We start from the raw sequence: 15,704 nt of genomic DNA, 5'->3' as shown, positions 1-15,704 counted from the left end.
ATCAGGCCGTCTGAAACCGAAATACCGCAACAATAGAGATCAAAAAATGACCGATTACAGTAAAACCGTAAACCTGCTCGAGAGCCCGTTTCCAATGCGCGGCAATCTTGCCAAGCGCGAGCCTGCATGGCTGAAAAGCTGGTACGAGCAAAAACGCTATCAAAAACTGCGAGAAATCGCCAAAGGCCGTCCGAAATTTATTCTGCACGACGGTCCTCCGTATGCCAACGGCGACATCCACATCGGTCATGCCGTCAATAAAATTCTCAAAGACATCATTATCCGCAGCAAAACCCAAGCCGGTTTTGACGCGCCTTATGTACCGGGTTGGGACTGCCACGGTTTGCCTATCGAAGTAATGGTAGAAAAACTGCACGGCAAAGATATGCCTAAAGCCCGTTTCCGCGAATTGTGCCGCGAATATGCCGCCGAACAGATTGCCCGCCAGAAAAAAGACTTTATTCGCTTGGGTGTGTTGGGCGACTGGGATAATCCTTACCTGACCATGGATTTCAAAACCGAAGCCGATACCGTGCGTATGCTCGGCGAAATCTACAAATCCGGCTATCTCTACCGCGGCGCGAAACCGGTTCAGTTCTGCTTGGACTGCGGCTCTTCGCTGGCCGAAGCCGAAGTGGAATATAAAGACAAAGTATCGCCTGCGATTGACGTCGGTTATCCGTTTAAAGACACTGCCGCGCTTGCCGCCGCATTCGGTTTGGCAAGTATCGAAGGCAAAGCATTTGCCGTTATTTGGACAACCACGCCTTGGACTTTGCCTGCGAGCCAAGCTGTTTCAGCTGGCGCAGACGTGGTGTATCAACTGATTGATACGCCTAAAGGCAAATTGGTGTTGGCTAAAGATTTGGCAGAAGATGCGCTCAAACGCTACGGTTTTGCTTCAGACGACCTAAATGTATTGGCAGAAACCACAGGTGACAAGCTGGAAAACCTGCACATGAATCATCCGTTCCTCGAACGCGATATTCCCATGCTCAATGGCGACCACGTTACCACCGATGCCGGTACCGGCTTGGTGCATACTGCGCCTGCTCATGGTCTGGAAGACTACGCTGTCTGCAATAAATACGGCATTGAGCTTTACAACCCTGTAAATGCCGAAGGCAAATACATCAGTGAAACACCTCGTGTTGCTGGTATGCGAGTTTGGGAAGCCAATCCCGTTATCCTGCAATGGTTGGAAGAAACCGGCAACCTCTTGGCAAGCAGCAAAATCGAACACAGCTATGCACACTGCTGGCGCCACAAAACCCCGCTGATTTACCGTGCGACCGGCCAATGGTTTGTCGGTATGGACAAAGCAGGTGCCGACGGTAAAACCCTGCGCGACAAAGCCATCAAAGCCGTTGATGACACCGAATTCTTCCCATCATGGGGTCGTGCGCGTTTAGAAGCCATGATTGAAGGTCGTCCTGACTGGGTGGTTTCTCGCCAACGCTATTGGGGCACACCGATGACTTTCTTTGTTCACAAAGAGACTGGTGAATTGCATCCAAACTCTGCCGAGTTGTTGGAAAAAGTTGCCCAAAAAATCGAAGGAAAAGGCATCGAAGCATGGTTCTCTCTTGATAAGAGCGAACTCTTGAGCGCGGAAGATTGTGAAAATTACGACAAACTTTCCGACACTATGGACGTATGGTTCGACTCCGGCTCGACCCATTATTCCGTCTTGAAACAACGCGAAGAATTGGAATGGCCCGCCGACCTCTACCTCGAAGGCAGCGACCAACACCGCGGCTGGTTCCAATCGTCTATGTTGACCGGTTGTGCCTCATCAATGGGTCGCGCGCCATACAAACAGCTGCTGACCCATGGTTTCGTGGTTGACCAAAACGGCCGCAAAATGTCGAAATCCATCGGTAACGTTGTTGCACCGCAAGAAGTTTACAACGAATTCGGCGCAGACATCCTGCGCCTGTGGGCGGCATCTACCGATTACAGCGGCGAATTGGCGATTTCCAAAGAAATCCTTAAGCGCGTAACTGAAAGCTATCGTCGTATCCGCAATACCTTGAGCTTCCTGTTTGCCAACCTCAGCGACTTCAATCCTATTGAAGATGCCGTACCGCAGGCAGACATGGTCGAAATCGACCGCTACGCCGTGGTATTGGCACGTCAGCTGCAAGAGCGTCTGGCAGGCGATTACTATCCGCGCTATGCCTTCCATTTTGCCGTAAAAGACATTGTTTCTTTCTGCTCGGAAGACTTGGGCGCGTTCTACCTCGATATTCTGAAAGACCGCCTCTACACCACCAAAGCAGACAGCCATGCACGACGCAGCGCGCAAACTGCCCTGTATCACATCACACGCAGTTTGGTTCTGCTGATTGCTCCGATTTTGTGCTTCACCGGCGAGGAAGCATGGGATATTATCGGTGGCGGCGAAGAAGACAGCGTCCTCTTCCACACATGGCATGAGTTCCCATCTATCAATGAAAAAGCCGAAGCCGAATTGGTGAAAAAATGGACGGCAATCCGCGAAGCACGCGAAGCAGTAACTGCCGCCATCGAACCTCTGCGTACGGATAAAACAGTCGGTTCTTCATTGCAAGCCGAAGCCGAAATTACGGCTCCGGAAGAAATTGCCGATTATCTGAACACTTTGGGCGAAGAATTGCGTTTTGCTTTGCTGGTGTCTAAAGCAGAAGTGAAAGTAGGTGATGAACTTGCTGTAACCGCTAAAGCCAGCGATGGTGAAAAATGCGAACGCTGCTGGCACTACACCCACGATGTAGGCGCAGTTGCAGGCCATGAAACCATCTGTAAACGTTGTGCCGACAACGTTGACGGTAAAGGCGAAGACAGATATTACGCTTAATGGTTTGGTCTAAGATAAAGGCCGTCTGAAAACTTTGGAAATAGGTTTTCAGACGGCCTTTGTTTATTGAATCTGTTTCATATAACGGATTGATTTTGAAGGGTAATTGGGATTTGTAGTTTTGATAAATAGAGATAGTCAGTATAGGTATAGTGGATTTGACGTATATTGAGAAATATATTCTCGTAGAAAGCACTTTTCAAAGGGCCTTACTATCTGTGGGGTATGGATGTATTTTGAACCTTCAAATAGCCTCATATTTACATTTTCTCATTGAACGGAAACTATATTTCTCTTTCGTTTTATCCAATATAAAAGGCCGTCTGAAACAAGTTTTCAGACGGCCTTTAGCTATTCTATTGCTTAGTAGAAATTAACGTGCAGAGCAAGAAGTTTCTACTTTGTTGCCGTATGGGTCAGTGAAGCCGAAGAATGCTTCGCTGCCTTTTTGATGCCATTCAGCGCCTTTGCCGAATAGGCCTTGGTTGGCAACATAGCGTTCGCCTGAACCTGCAACGGCAGAAGACAGGGTGGCAACTTTGTCGTCCAGACGCAGTTCAACTTGGTTGGTGCTCAGGTTGCGGACTTGTACAGACAGGCCGTTTTCGCAGCTGAATGATTGAACACGGCCATGGTTATGCATGTCATGATGTTGGTGGCCATATTCGTGTGCATGATTGTGCTCATGACGTTGACCATGGTCATGGCGATGGGCTTCAGGTGCGGCACAGGCAGCGAGGCTCATGGCGGCGGCAATTGCAAGCAGGGCTTTTACTTTCATTTTTGACTCCTATGGTCAGTGTTGAAGGAAGAATGTAGCGGCATGTTATAAATATCTTTATGGCTTCACAATAGGGATAACCATTATTTACTTTTCCTTCCTGTTTCCGGGAGTATGGCAGGATTCTTTGTAGTTTTGATATGAATGATTAATGCCGTTTGAAAAAAAGCCGCACTTGCGCTAGAGGTAAACGAAAGTGCGGAAAATTCAGAGAGTTACATTGAAAGAAGGATGGGACAGCTTAACGCTGGCGTGCTTTAAAACGGGGATTGCTCTTGCAAATGACGTACACTTTGCCTTTTCGGCGGACAATTTGGCAGTCGCGGTGTCGTTTTTTTGCAGTTTTCAGAGATGAGAGGACTTGCATCATTTATCCTTTCTGAAAGAAGACATCATGGATTGGTAACGTTGGTTGAATTTGCTGGCGCGACCTTCAATATTGACGTTGCGTTGTTTGCCTGTGTATACGGGGTGGGACGCGGAAGAGGTATCAAGAGAGAAGAGGGGATACTCTACTCCGTCTTTCCAAACCATGGTCTTTCCGTGGGTATTGGCGCATGAACGGATGAGCCATCCTTGGTCTGCACCGCTGTCGTAAAACAGGACGGTACGATAGTTGTCTGGGTGGATATCGGGTTTCATTTCTTTCTCCAGTGAGTGTTATGGTATAACATTATACTCTTAGAAAAAGAGCAGGCAAGTGTTTTTTGGTTTTTCTTTATCACGGGGTTGCGGCATTTTGATAAAATATGCTGTTTCAGACGGCCTATTTTTTCATGAGGCCGTCTGAATATTTTGTTTTCTGATGATAGGGATATGATGTATTTGTATAAGGGTTTCAGATTGGGTGGTGCGGTAAGCAAGGTGATGCCGATTGTCCATGTATTGTCCAAGCTGGGGCTGTTGTTTTCACTGCTGTTGGCTGTGCCGACACTGATGTCGTATTTTTATCACGACAGCGCGTTTTTCGTGTTTGCCTACACGGCTTTGACGGTATTGCTGGTGTCGTGCGTTACTTGGGTGTTGACTCTGCGTTTCAATCGTGAATTGCGGCCGCGTGACGGATTTACCCTGGTATTGATGCTGTGGCTGGCCTTTGCCGTCGTGGCGGCGATGCCGATTTATTTCTATATGCCGTCCATGAGTTTCACCGATGCGTTTTTTGAAGCGATGTCGGGGCTGACGACAACGGGGGCAACAGTGATTTCCGGCTTGGATACGCTGGCACCGTCGGTGAATTTTTGGCGGCACATGCTCAACTGGCTTGGCGGTATGGGTATTATCGTGTTGGCTGTGGCGATTTTGCCGATGTTGGGTGTGGGAGGGACGCAGCTTTTCAAAGCGGAAATTCCGGGTATGGATAAGGAAAGCAAGATGGCTCCCCGCATTTCGCAAGTGGCTAAACGGCTGTGGTTTGCCTATGCGCTGACAACTGCTGCCGCCTTTGTATCCTTGCATATTGCCGGCATGGGCTGGTTTGATGCCTTGTGCCATGCGATGTCGGCTGTGGCCTTGGGCGGTTTTTCGACACATGATGACAGCGTTGCCTATTTTAATTCTGTAGCAGTCGAATGGACGTTGATGTTTTTTACTGTCTGGGGCGGTATCAATTTCGCCAGCCACTTTACTGCGCTGGGCAACCGCTCCTTGCAGGTGTATTGGAAAGATGAAGAATGCCGCACCATGCTGCTGGTTTTGTCGGGCAGTATTTTGATTTCGGCATTGTATTTATGGCAGCAGGACGTTTATCAAAGCCTTGGCGAAGCTTTGCGCTTTGTCAGCTTCAACTTTGTGTCCATCGGATTGGCAAGCGGTTTCTCCAATGCAGACTTTGCCCAATGGCCGTTGATTGTGTCGCTGTGGATGTTTTTCCTGTCGAACGTATTGGCAAGTTCAGGCTCTATGGGGGGCGGTATTAAAAACGTGCGTGCGTTGGTGTTATTCAAATTCAGCTTGCGCGAAATGTTGATTTTGCTGCACCCGCGTGCGGTTCGTACGGTAAAGGTCAACAACCGTTCCATTCCGGATCGCATGGCGCTGACCGTCATGTCGTTCATCTTTATTTACTTTATGACGGTCATCGTATTCAGCTTTTTACTGATGGCGGCAGGCTTGGACTTTTTATCCGCCTTTACGGCAGTCATTGCCTGTATTACCAATGCAGGGCCGGGTTTGGGGGCAGTCGGTCCGTCACATAATTATGCTGTGCTGAGCGATGTGCAGAAATGGCTGTGTACGGCGGTGATGTTGTTGGGACGTTTGGAGATTTTTACCGTTCTGATTTTGCTAACTCCGGCATATTGGAAGAAATAAGTGTGAGAAAAAGGCCGTCTGAAATTTCAGACGGCCTTTTTATAATGGCTGGGCTTAAGCGTATTGTTTGAGCAATTCTTTGAATTGTTCGCCAGTTTCAGGGTGTTTCAAACCATAAGCCACGGTTGCTTCAAGGTAACCCAATTTGCTGCCGCAGTCGTAGCGTTTGCCATCAAACGCATGAGCCAACACAAACTCATGGTCGAGCAGGCGGGCGATACCGTCTGTCAGTTGGATTTCGTTACCGGCGCCGCTGGGCAGGTTGGTCAACAAGTCAAAAATACGCGGAGTCAGGATGTAGCGGCCGACAACTGCGAGGTTGGAAGGCGCTTCTTCCGGTTTGGGTTTTTCAACTATGTTGGTGATACGTTGATAGCTTTTTAGCTTTTCAACTTCAACGATACCGTAAGAGCCTGTTTGGGAAGGGTCGACGGTTTCAACGCCCAAAATGCTGTTACCGCTTTGGTTGTACACATCAACCATCTGTTTCAATGCACCTTTAGGCGCATCAATCAAATCGTCTGCCAAAATAACGGCAAAAGGTTCATTACCAACGGCAGCCTGCGCGCACAATACGGCATGACCCAAACCCAATGCTTCAGTTTGACGGATGTACATGCAGGTAATGTTGGGAGGCAGGATATCGCGAACGTGCTCCAACAGCTTGTCTTTTTGACGCAATTCCAATTCGGTTTCCAACTCGTATGCTTTGTCGAAGTGGTCTTCGATACTGCGTTTGTTACGGCCGGTGATGAACACCATTTCAGTACAGCCGACTTCAACCGCTTCTTCAACTGCATATTGAATCAGAGGTTTGTCTACGATAGGCAGCATTTCTTTGGGGCTGGCTTTGGTCGCAGGCAAGAAACGGGTGCCCATACCGGCAACGGGGAAGACGCATTTTTTAATGGGTTTCATATTATTATCCTATTTTAACTGTGGGTTTATACCCCAAAAAGTGTAAAGATGTAGTCGTATGTAATGATAATACCACATGATAAAGTATCAGACGGTCTGAAAAGGAGGATTGGTCATAGATACTGTCTTATCCTAGCAACGTCAGTAATTCTTCTTCGCTCAATACGACCACGCCCAACGTTTGGGCTTTTTCCAATTTACTGCCTGCGGCTTCTCCGGCGACAACGTAGTCGGTTTTTTTGGATACGCTACCAGAAACTTTACCGCCGGCAGCCTCAATCATGGCTTGGGCTTGGTCGCGTTTGAGCGTGGGTAAAGTTCCTGTTAATACAAAGGTTTTTCCTGCTATGGTCTCATTGATGCCGTCTGAAATCGTTTCATCTTGAAGCTCAGGCAGCTTTTGATCAAAGAAAGTTTTCATATTTTCAAGCAGGGCTGCGTTTTGCAGTTTACTGCGCCATGTTTGCCAATCGGCAGGCAACGCTTTGTCAGTTTGCAAACCTTCTATGCTTTGTCCGGCAAGCTCCCATAAGGCCAGTGCTTTGGTTTCGCTGATTTTAAAATCAGGCAGGCGGGCAATCCAGCGTTGCGGCTCGGCATAGCGCAACGGCGGGATAGTGACAGCCTGGCTTTGCGGGGCAACACCTACAGCCAGCAGTTCGTCTATCATCGCCTGTTGCGCTTCTTGGGCAAAAAAGTGGGCGATGGAGCGGGCAACCACCGTGCCGATATCGGGCAGGCAGGCGAGGATGGGTTCGGGTGCATGGCGGACGTGTTCCAGTGTACCGAATGCCTGCGCCAGCGTTTTGGCGGTGCGTTCGCCGACGTGACGGATACCGAGGGCAAAAAGGAAGCGGGCAAGTTCAGGCGTTTTGCTGGCTTCTATGCCTGCGAGGATGTTTTCCGCCCATTTAGTTGGCTGTTTTTTACTGGTTTTGCTAAGCAGGGCATTGCCGCTCTCGCTTTCAAAGTCTTCAATCTCACTGTTTGATGGTTCTTCCTCATTAGCTGACGCTTTATCCGCCGTTTCCTTCATTTTTTGCAGGGTTGGGATATCGAGGCGGTAGAGGTCGGCGAAATGACGAACCAAATCTTGTGCTACCAGTTGCTCGATTTGTTTTTGTCCAAGTCCGTCGATGTCCATGGCTTTGCGTGAGGCGAAGTGGATTAAACCTTGCGCGCGTTGTGCTTGGCAAAGCATACCGCCGCTGCATCGGGCAACCGCTTCGCCTTCTTCGCGTTCGATTTCGCTGTGACAGATAGGGCAATGGGTGGGCAGGCGGTAAGGTTTGTGAAGCGGTTCGGAGCGGGTTTCAGAAGGTATTTCGGCAAACAAATCGTCTTGCAGGCCGTCTGAAACAGCAATGTTGGTATCCTGCATTGGGCGGCGTTCAAAAATTACGCGCACCACCTCGGGAATCACGTCTCCGGCACGGCGCACGACAACTGTATCGCCAACGCGCACGTCTTTGCGCGATACTTCGTCCTGATTGTGCAGGGTAGCGTTGGTAACGGTAACGCCGCCGACGAATACAGGTTGCAGGCGGGCGACGGGGGTTACTGCGCCGGTGCGCCCGATTTGTACATCAATGGCTTCGACAATGGTCAATGCTTCTTCGGCAGGAAATTTGTGGGCAATGGCCCAGCGCGGCGCGCGTGAGATGAAACCCAGTTTTTCTTGTTGTGCCAGACTGTTGACTTTGACCACCATACCATCGATTTCGTAAGGCAAAGTAGGGCGTTTTTGCTGCATTTGTTCGTAAAACGCCAATACTTCTTCGATATTTGGGAAGCAGCCGAAATTACCATCAGGCAGGCTGAAGCCAAGCTCTTTACAGTAGCCCAGCTCTTGCAGGTGTTCTTCTGCGATAAAACCGCCTTGTTGTCGGGCGATGGAATAGGGGAAGAAATGCAGTTTGCGCTGTGCCGTAATGCGCGAATCGAGTTGGCGCAGACTGCCGGCGGCGGCATTGCGCGGATTGGCGAAAGGTTTTTGTCCGTTTTCAGCCTGTCGTTCGTTTAAAGCGGCAAAATCGGCTTTAAGCATCAGTACTTCGCCGCGTATTTCGATAAACTCGGGAATGTTTTCTCCATGCAGACGCAGGGGGATGTTGGATACGGTTTTGACGTTTTGGGTAACGTCTTCGCCTGTGGTGCCGTCTCCACGGGTTGCCGCTTGAGTCAATACGCCGTCGAGGTACAGCAGGCTGATGGCCAGACCGTCAAATTTAGGTTCGATAACGTATTCTGGTTTTTCTCCGTTTAATCCGCCACGAACGCGCTCATCGAAAGCATACATTTCGGCATGGTCAAACACGCCGTTTTCATCTTGTGGCGAGAAGGCGTTGGTCAGCGACAGCATCGGTACTTCGTGGCGCACTTCGGCAAAGCCTGCCAAAGGCTCGCCACCGACGCGCTGTGTCGGGCTGTCGGGCAGTTTCAATTCAGGGTGATTCAGCTCCAATGCTTCAAGCTCACGGAACAATTTGTCGTATTCGGCATCGGGTACGCTGGGTGTATCTAGGGTGTAGTATTCGTAGGCGTAGCGGTTGAGGAGGTTGGTCAGGTATTTGATACGTTGTGCGGTCGGATTCATGAGCAATCGAAATAGAGTTTTCAGACGGCCTGATGATAGAGAGACCGTCTGAAAATCGATAAATATTGAAGACGAAGGGATTCTACCTGAAAAAAAGCGGATATGCCGTCATTGCATATCCGCTTTTTGATTGGGGAAGTTTAAGAGAACAGGCGCAGGGCTTGTTTGCTGCCGGGTTTGATGCCGACTTTAAGCATTTCTTCCTGACGGGCCAAAACGTAGTTGCGTACGTCTTTAAGCCATTGGGTGGAAACTTCTTCCATTTGGTCGTTAACCAAATCCAAGCTGAGTTGGCCGGAGAGTTTGACTGCCAAGTCCATGAATTTGTCGAAAGTTTTTTCGCCGGCAGGAACATGCGGAATATCCAAAAGCATGCTGAAGCCGCGGTAGGCTTGGTTGTCCAGCAAAGGATTGGTAAACGGTTTGTTGTCCAAAGTATGGATGGAGAACAATTGAGGGTTGTTGTTGTCGCCGAAGTGGAACGCGCCGTCTTCGCCCAGTTTGAAGCCTGTATCTTCCACGGCGGCACGCAATTCTACGCCGCTGATATTGGAATGGGAAACCAAGTGAATGGCGATGGTTTGGTCAACACGCGCACAGAATTGGTCGAGGGCTTGCGCGACTTCGGTGAAAGCATCCAAGTCGGTATGCAAAACTTTGCCGTCCATCAGTTGGGCAAAAGCATCAACCTGTTGGTCGAAGTGTTGCAGCTCTTCACGCGCTGCCAAACCGTTACGGCTGACAGCTTGCAGGCCCATAACGAAGCCTTGGTAGTAAACGCCCGGAATCGGCTCGGCAACGCGGAAATGGTCGTCCATGGTGCAACCGATGATTTGGAAGCGGTGTGTGCTGGAAAGGCGCGGCAGTGCGTGCAATTCTTGGGCTTGTTTCAGGGAGATGTAGGCCATGTAGTCGAAGCGCGGGTCAAACCAAGGCAACTCGACTTGAGACAATTCGTCCAAGCTGATCAATGGTACTTGTGCCACAGGTTCGGCTTCGGTTTCAACCGGAGCAAAAGCGGCTTCGGCAGGATTTATAGTAATTTCGTTGTTCAAACCGATAACGGTGTGTTGGACTTTTTCTTCTGCGGAAAAGTCGTCTTCCACGGCCAGCTCGACATCGGTTTTAAGTTGGGCAGGATGAGCCAGTTTGGCTTTTGCCGCGTAGATTTCATCTTGCTCTTGCAGGTTGCGCAATGCCTCTTCGGTTTTTTTGTTTTTCTTGATAAACAAACCTTGGCCGCCGGTTTCTTTGCTGTCGCGGACGTGCTTGGTTTTGCTGGTCAAAAGTGCATCCTTATCGGAATGGCCGAATTGTTCGCGCACTTGTTTGCGGTATTGGTTTTCCTGGTACATATTGTAACCGATGACAGCCAAAAGGGCGGCGAGGGCTAAGACGATGAAAATCATGGAGTAATCACTTTTTAAAAAGGCAGCATTCCGTCTTTTTCAGGGTGCGGAATCTTGCTGCGTGGGAAGTTCGTTGGAGCCGGACTTTATGCGTCCGAATGAATAGCTGAATTATAACGAAAATAAACGGTTGTGACAGCATTATGTCTGCCAATCAGTGTTCAGGCCGTCTGAAAGTTATCCGTGCCGGATGGGGAAACCTGCTTTTTGAAGGCGTGGCCAATCGAAGAAATGTCCAGGATCGGTTTTCCTGTCCGGAGCGATGTCCTGATGACCGGTAATGGCCTGAATCGGGTAATGTTCGGAAATGGCGGTCAGCAAGGCTTGCAGGCTGGTGTATTGTGCTTCGGTAAAAGGCTCGAAATCGCAGCCTTCCAATTCGATACCGATGGAGAAGGTATTGCATTTTTCTCTGCCTTGAAATGACGATACACCGGCATGATAGGCCATATCGTCGCAGGAAACGAATTGGACGGTTTCGCCCTTACGGCTGATGAAAAAATGGCTGGAGACGCGCAGGGTGTGGATGATGCTGAAAAAAGGATGCTCGTCAGGGTTGATTTGGTTGGTAAACAATTTTTCCACCGCACCCGTGTTGTACTCAAAAGGAGGGAGGGAAATATTGTGGAGGACAACCAATGAGATGTCTTCATCCGGTTCTCGCGGGCTGAAATTGGGCGAATGAGTTTGACGTGCATTCAGCCAACGGCCGCTTTGCCAAGTGTTTTTTGAAGGAGAATTCATGGTTTCAGACGGCCTTTCGGGATAGGAAAATATACGTTGGGTAAGGTGGAGGGCGTGGTGGACTTGTTTTCGGTTATACTGTCGCCCGACACGTTCACAAACCAAGAATCCTACCATGCTGAAAAAATTGTTGAAATGGCTGGCCGTATTTTTGACGGCATTTGCCGCCGTGGTTGCCGCATTGTTGTTTGTTCCGAAAGACAACGGCAAACCATACCGTATTACCATTACCAAAAACCAAGGTATCTCTTCCGTCAGCCGCAAACTGGCTCAAGACGGCATCGTTTATAACCGTTATGTGCTGGTAGCCGCCGCATATGTGATGGGCGTACACAACCAACTCAATGCCGGCTCTTACCGCCTGTCTGCCAAAGTATCGGCTTGGGACATTTTAAAACGCATTAAAAAAGGCCGCCCTGACTCGGTCAGCGTGCAAATTTTGGAAGGCGCGCGTTTTGCACAAATGCGCCGTATTATCGATAACACTGCCGACATTGCCCACGATACGCGCGGTTGGAGTGATGAAAAACTGATGGCCGAAGTGGCACCCGATGCCTTGAGCAGCAATCCCGAAGGACAGTTTTTCCCGGATAGTTACGAAATTGATGCCGGCGGCAGCGATCTTCAAATTTACAAAATCGCCTACCGTAAGATGCGGGAAAACCTGCAAGAAGCATGGGATGACCGTCAAAGCGGCCTGCCTTATAAAAATCCGTACGAAATGCTGATTATGGCGAGTCTGATTGAAAAAGAAACCGCGCACGAAGACGACCGCGCCCATGTGGCCGCTGTATTCGTCAACCGCCTGAATATCGGTATGCGCCTGCAAACTGACCCGACCGTCATCTATGGTATGGGCGATGCGTATAAAGGCAGAATCCGCAAGGCCGACCTGCAACGCGATACGCCTTACAATACCTACACGCGCAGCGGCTTGACGCCGACGCCGATTGCGCTTCCCGGCAAGGCCGCGCTTGAAGCAGCAGGCCATCCGTCTGATGAAAAATATCTGTATTTCGTCTCAAAAATGGATGGTACGGGCTTGAGCGAGTTCAGCCATAATCTTTCTGAACACAACGCTGCCGTACGCAAATATATTTTGAAGAAATAAACCGAATAGGCCGTCTGAAACATTTATAATCCCTGTTTCAGACGGCCTTTAAATTGAAGATATCCATATGAAACCCAGATTTATTACCCTTGACGGCATAGACGGCGCAGGCAAATCCACCAACCTTGCCGTAATGAAAGCATGGTTTGAGAAACACCAACTGCCCGTATTGTTTACGCGCGAACCGGGAGGCACTCCGGCCGGAGAAGCATTGCGTGAAATCCTGCTCAATCCTGCCACCCAAGTCAGCCTGCGTACCGAAACTCTGCTGATGTTTGCAGCCAGACAGCAACACTTGGAAACAGTCATTCTGCCTGCCCTGAAAAACGGCACGCATGTCGTTTCCGACCGCTTTACCGATGCAACGTTTGCCTATCAAGGCGGCGGACGCGGCGTTCCCTTGCAAGATATTGCCACGCTTGAGCATTGGGTACAGGGCGATTTCCGCCCAGATTTAACTTTGCTGTTGGATGTGCCTTTGGAAGTGTCAATGGCGCGCATCAACCAAACGCGTGAGAAAGACCGCTTTGAACAAGAAGAAGCCGAGTTTTTCAATCGGGTGCGCGAAGTATATCTGCAACGTGCTAACGAACAGCCGGAACGCTATGCCGTCATCGACAGCAGCCAAAGTCTGGACGCGGTAAAAAATCAGATTGAAACCGCGCTAGACAGTCATTTTGGATTGAATGTTTAAGTTTAAATAAAATGCCATCTGAAAGAAGGGTAGTGTGGCGAAGAAATATTATTACAGAAGTTTTTAGACATAAAACCAAATAAAACGAAATATCAAAACAAATGTAATAAATATCGGTATGCGCCACCAAAAGAACATGATAAAATTACGGTCCCTTACAAAGTCTGTCTGTTAACAACCCGACTTTAGAAATTTTAAACGTCTGAAGCAGCCTGTTTCAGACTTGTTCGCTGTAAAATCTCTCTCGCAAACAGGATCGATAAATGGAAAATTCATTAAAAGAAGCCGCCCTGCAGTTCCACGAATTCCCCGTGCCGGGCAAAATCTCCGTTACCCCAACCAAATCTTTGGCTACTTCTAAAGACTTGGCGTTGGCGTACTCTCCGGGCGTAGCTGCTCCTTGTATGGAAATCCATGCCGATCCTCAAACTGCCTACAAATACACTGCCAAAGGCAATTTGGTTGCCGTGATTTCCAACGGTACAGCAGTGTTGGGTTTAGGTAACATCGGCGCATTGGCCGGTAAACCTGTAATGGAAGGCAAAGGCGTATTGTTCAAAAAATTCGCCGGCGTTGACGTATTCGATATCGAAATCGATGAAAAAGACCCGCAAAAATTGGTAGACATCATCGCTTCTTTGGAGCCGACTTTCGGCGGTATCAACCTAGAAGACATCAAAGCGCCTGAGTGCTTCTACATCGAACGCGAATTGCGCAAACGTTGCAAAATCCCTGTATTCCACGACGACCAACACGGTACCGCCATCATTACCGCTGCCGCTGTACTGAACGCTTTGCGTTATACCGGCCGCAAAATTGAAGAAGCGACTTTGGTGTGCTCCGGCGCAGGTGCCGCAGCGATTGCCTGCTTGAACCAATTGCTGGATTTGGGTCTGAAACGTGAAAACGTAACTGTCTGCGACTCCAAAGGCGTGATTTACAAAACCCGCGAAGACAAAGACCGTATGGACGAGTCCAAACAGTTCTACGCCATCGAAGACAACGGCCAACGCGTATTGGCCGATGCCGTTAAAGGTAAAGACATCTTCTTGGGTCTGTCCGGCGCAAACCTGCTGACACCTGAAATGCTGAATACCATGAACGAAAAACCAATCGTGTTCGCTATGGCAAACCCAAATCCGGAAATTCTGCCTCCTTTGGCAAAAGAAACCCGTCCGGATGTGGTAATCGGTACCGGTCGCTCAGACTTCCCGAACCAAGTAAACAACGTATTGTGCTTCCCATTCATCTTCCGTGGCGCATTGGATGTCGGCGCGACCACCATCAACGAAGAAATGAAACGCGCTTGTGTATACGCTTTGGCTGACTTGGCAATGGAAGAAGTGCCTGAGGAAGTGATTGCTGCTTACGGTAAGAAATTTGAATTCGGCGCGGAATACCTGATTCCTACCCCATTCGATTCCCGCCTGTTGCCTCGCGTTGCTACAGCTACTGCTAAAGCAGCAATGGAAAGCGGCGTGGCTACCCGTCCAATCGCTGATTTGGATGCGTATACTGCTAAACTGGCCGGTTTGAAATTGTAATCCGGTAAGTAGTATTTGATTGAAAATGCCGTCTGGAAGTTGTATTTCAGACGGCATTTTTGTTTATTGGGTATTTTAGAAACGGTTTAATGCAGCAATCGGAATGAAGGACATGATAATCTGCTGCTTCAACAGAGACGTGGGAATATGGATTGCTTTTTAAAATAGGTTTCTATTTTTGAGCGGCTTTGATTTTGCAGGGTTTGTACGAGATTAAATACAATATTTTTGCCAGCTTTTTTAAACAACATCAGGCCGAGACCTTTGCAAAATTCCTTTCCCCCGACAGCCGAAACCTAAACACAGGTTTTCGGCTGTTTTTGTTTCGAATATCCACTGATTCTACTCAAATACCCCCCTTAATCCCCCTTGGATACCCGATAATCAGGCATCCGGCCGCCTTTTAGGCGGCAACAGGCACACTTAGCCTGTTAGCCGCTTTCAAAAGGTTCAAACACATCGCCTTCAGATGGCTTTGTGCACTTACTTTGAGCAGACCAAAATAGACTGCCCGGGCATAGCGGAATTTACGGTGCAGCGTACCGAAGCTCTGTTCGACCACATAACGGGTTTTTGATAAATATCGGTTACGTTTGGTTTGTGCTTCCGACAGCGGATGTTTGCGGTGGGCTTTGCGCATAATGCCGTCCTGCAGCCGATGCTCTTTCAGATGTTGCCGGTTTTCCTTACTGTCGTAGCCTTTGTCGGCATAGACGGTCGTACCTTTGGATAGGCCTTCCAACAAAGGCAACAGG

General features: G+C 49.1%; 13 protein-coding genes. 5 read left to right on the top strand and 8 right to left on the bottom strand.

Annotated elements, in window-relative coordinates:
• Nucleotides 1-46: 46 nt before the first annotated feature.
• A complete protein-coding gene (gene ileS, locus ACTHSW_RS08970) occupies nt 47-2,839 on the top strand; it encodes an isoleucine--tRNA ligase (protein ID WP_070461642.1) in 2,793 nt (930 codons plus the stop codon).
• A 373-nt stretch (nt 2,840-3,212) separates the two neighbouring features.
• Here the strand turns inward: ileS and ACTHSW_RS08965 are convergent, their stop codons facing one another.
• From ACTHSW_RS08965 to ACTHSW_RS08955, 3 genes are all read right to left on the bottom strand, one after another.
• Nucleotides 3,213-3,620, bottom strand: a complete 408-nt coding sequence (locus ACTHSW_RS08965) for an MliC family protein (protein WP_070461602.1) — start codon at nt 3,618-3,620, stop codon at nt 3,213-3,215.
• A 241-nt stretch (nt 3,621-3,861) separates the two neighbouring features.
• Nucleotides 3,862-3,987 (bottom strand): type B 50S ribosomal protein L36, encoded by a 126-nt coding sequence (gene ykgO, locus ACTHSW_RS08960; protein WP_003685279.1) that lies wholly within the window; start codon nt 3,985-3,987, stop codon nt 3,862-3,864.
• Entirely contained in the window at nt 3,987-4,262 is a 276-nt protein-coding gene (locus ACTHSW_RS08955) for a type B 50S ribosomal protein L31 (RefSeq protein ID WP_049328620.1), read from the bottom strand. The genes ykgO and ACTHSW_RS08955 overlap by 1 nt, the downstream gene beginning before the upstream one ends.
• A 174-nt stretch (nt 4,263-4,436) precedes the next feature.
• On the opposite strand from ACTHSW_RS08955, the gene ACTHSW_RS08950 reads away from it, so the two are divergent.
• Nucleotides 4,437-5,933 carry a TrkH family potassium uptake protein gene (locus ACTHSW_RS08950; protein WP_070461601.1) on the top strand — a complete coding sequence of 499 codons (1,497 nt, stop codon included), beginning with the start codon at nt 4,437-4,439 and terminating at the stop codon, nt 5,931-5,933.
• A gap of 54 nt (nt 5,934-5,987) precedes the next feature.
• Here the strand turns inward: ACTHSW_RS08950 and galU are convergent, their stop codons facing one another.
• The 4 genes from galU to ampD all read right to left on the bottom strand — a co-directional run bounded on the left by galU (nt 5,988) and on the right by ampD (nt 11,600).
• A complete protein-coding gene (gene galU / locus ACTHSW_RS08945) occupies nt 5,988-6,851 on the bottom strand; it encodes a UTP--glucose-1-phosphate uridylyltransferase GalU (protein WP_070461600.1) in 864 nt (287 codons plus the stop codon).
• A 127-nt stretch (nt 6,852-6,978) separates the two neighbouring features.
• Nucleotides 6,979-9,447 (bottom strand): NAD-dependent DNA ligase LigA, encoded by a 2,469-nt coding sequence (ligA, locus tag ACTHSW_RS08940; RefSeq protein WP_070461599.1) that lies wholly within the window; start codon nt 9,445-9,447, stop codon nt 6,979-6,981.
• Between the two features lie 140 nt (nt 9,448-9,587).
• Nucleotides 9,588-10,856: a cell division protein ZipA C-terminal FtsZ-binding domain-containing protein gene (locus ACTHSW_RS08935; protein ID WP_070461598.1), complete on the bottom strand. Its 1,269-nt coding sequence runs from the start codon at nt 10,854-10,856 to the stop codon at nt 9,588-9,590.
• A gap of 177 nt (nt 10,857-11,033) precedes the next feature.
• Nucleotides 11,034-11,600, bottom strand: coding sequence for a 1,6-anhydro-N-acetylmuramyl-L-alanine amidase AmpD (gene ampD, locus ACTHSW_RS08930; protein WP_070461597.1), 567 nt, complete (start codon nt 11,598-11,600; stop codon nt 11,034-11,036).
• A 115-nt stretch (nt 11,601-11,715) separates the two neighbouring features.
• On the opposite strand from ampD, the gene mltG reads away from it, so the two are divergent.
• From mltG to ACTHSW_RS08915, 3 genes are all read left to right on the top strand, one after another.
• On the top strand, nt 11,716-12,711 hold the full coding sequence (mltG, locus tag ACTHSW_RS08925; protein WP_049331460.1) for an endolytic transglycosylase MltG: 996 nt from the start codon (nt 11,716-11,718) through the stop codon (nt 12,709-12,711).
• Between the two features lie 67 nt (nt 12,712-12,778).
• The gene (gene tmk / locus ACTHSW_RS08920; RefSeq protein WP_049331462.1) at nt 12,779-13,405 is read left to right on the top strand and encodes a dTMP kinase; all 627 of its coding nucleotides are present in this window, start codon (nt 12,779-12,781) and stop codon (nt 13,403-13,405) included.
• 263 nt (nt 13,406-13,668) lie between these two features.
• Nucleotides 13,669-14,949: a malic enzyme-like NAD(P)-binding protein gene (locus ACTHSW_RS08915; RefSeq protein ID WP_083290073.1), complete on the top strand. Its 1,281-nt coding sequence runs from the start codon at nt 13,669-13,671 to the stop codon at nt 14,947-14,949.
• A gap of 403 nt (nt 14,950-15,352) precedes the next feature.
• On the opposite strand, the gene ACTHSW_RS08910 is transcribed toward ACTHSW_RS08915, so the two are convergent.
• Nucleotides 15,353-15,704: transposase (locus ACTHSW_RS08910; protein ID WP_440373878.1), on the bottom strand; the 352-nt coding region annotated here is incomplete at its 5' end.

Source organism: Neisseria sp. P0008.S004, assembly GCF_051962755.1.
In the GTDB taxonomy this organism is placed as follows: domain Bacteria; phylum Pseudomonadota; class Gammaproteobacteria; order Burkholderiales; family Neisseriaceae; genus Neisseria; species Neisseria subflava_A.
This window is presented reverse-complemented; position numbering and strand designations above follow the sequence as displayed.

What these genes read in the sequence shown, in the direction of transcription:
- ACTHSW_RS08935 (WP_070461598.1), bottom strand. Translation starts at nt 10,856, where the DNA reads ATGATTTTCATCGTCTTAGCCCTCGCCGCCCTTTTGGCTGTCATCGGT.
- ACTHSW_RS08915 (WP_083290073.1), top strand. Translation starts at nt 13,669, where the DNA reads ATGGAAAATTCATTAAAAGAAGCCGCCCTGCAGTTCCACGAATTCCCC.
- galU (WP_070461600.1), bottom strand. Translation starts at nt 6,851, where the DNA reads ATGAAACCCATTAAAAAATGCGTCTTCCCCGTTGCCGGTATGGGCACC.
- mltG (WP_049331460.1), top strand. Translation starts at nt 11,716, where the DNA reads ATGCTGAAAAAATTGTTGAAATGGCTGGCCGTATTTTTGACGGCATTT.
- ykgO (WP_003685279.1), bottom strand. Translation starts at nt 3,987, where the DNA reads ATGCAAGTCCTCTCATCTCTGAAAACTGCAAAAAAACGACACCGCGAC.
- tmk (WP_049331462.1), top strand. Translation starts at nt 12,779, where the DNA reads ATGAAACCCAGATTTATTACCCTTGACGGCATAGACGGCGCAGGCAAA.
- ligA (WP_070461599.1), bottom strand. Translation starts at nt 9,447, where the DNA reads ATGAATCCGACCGCACAACGTATCAAATACCTGACCAACCTCCTCAAC.
- ACTHSW_RS08965 (WP_070461602.1), bottom strand. Translation starts at nt 3,620, where the DNA reads ATGAAAGTAAAAGCCCTGCTTGCAATTGCCGCCGCCATGAGCCTCGCT.
- ileS (WP_070461642.1), top strand. Translation starts at nt 47, where the DNA reads ATGACCGATTACAGTAAAACCGTAAACCTGCTCGAGAGCCCGTTTCCA.
- ACTHSW_RS08950 (WP_070461601.1), top strand. Translation starts at nt 4,437, where the DNA reads ATGATGTATTTGTATAAGGGTTTCAGATTGGGTGGTGCGGTAAGCAAG.
- ampD (WP_070461597.1), bottom strand. Translation starts at nt 11,600, where the DNA reads ATGAATTCTCCTTCAAAAAACACTTGGCAAAGCGGCCGTTGGCTGAAT.
- ACTHSW_RS08955 (WP_049328620.1), bottom strand. Translation starts at nt 4,262, where the DNA reads ATGAAACCCGATATCCACCCAGACAACTATCGTACCGTCCTGTTTTAC.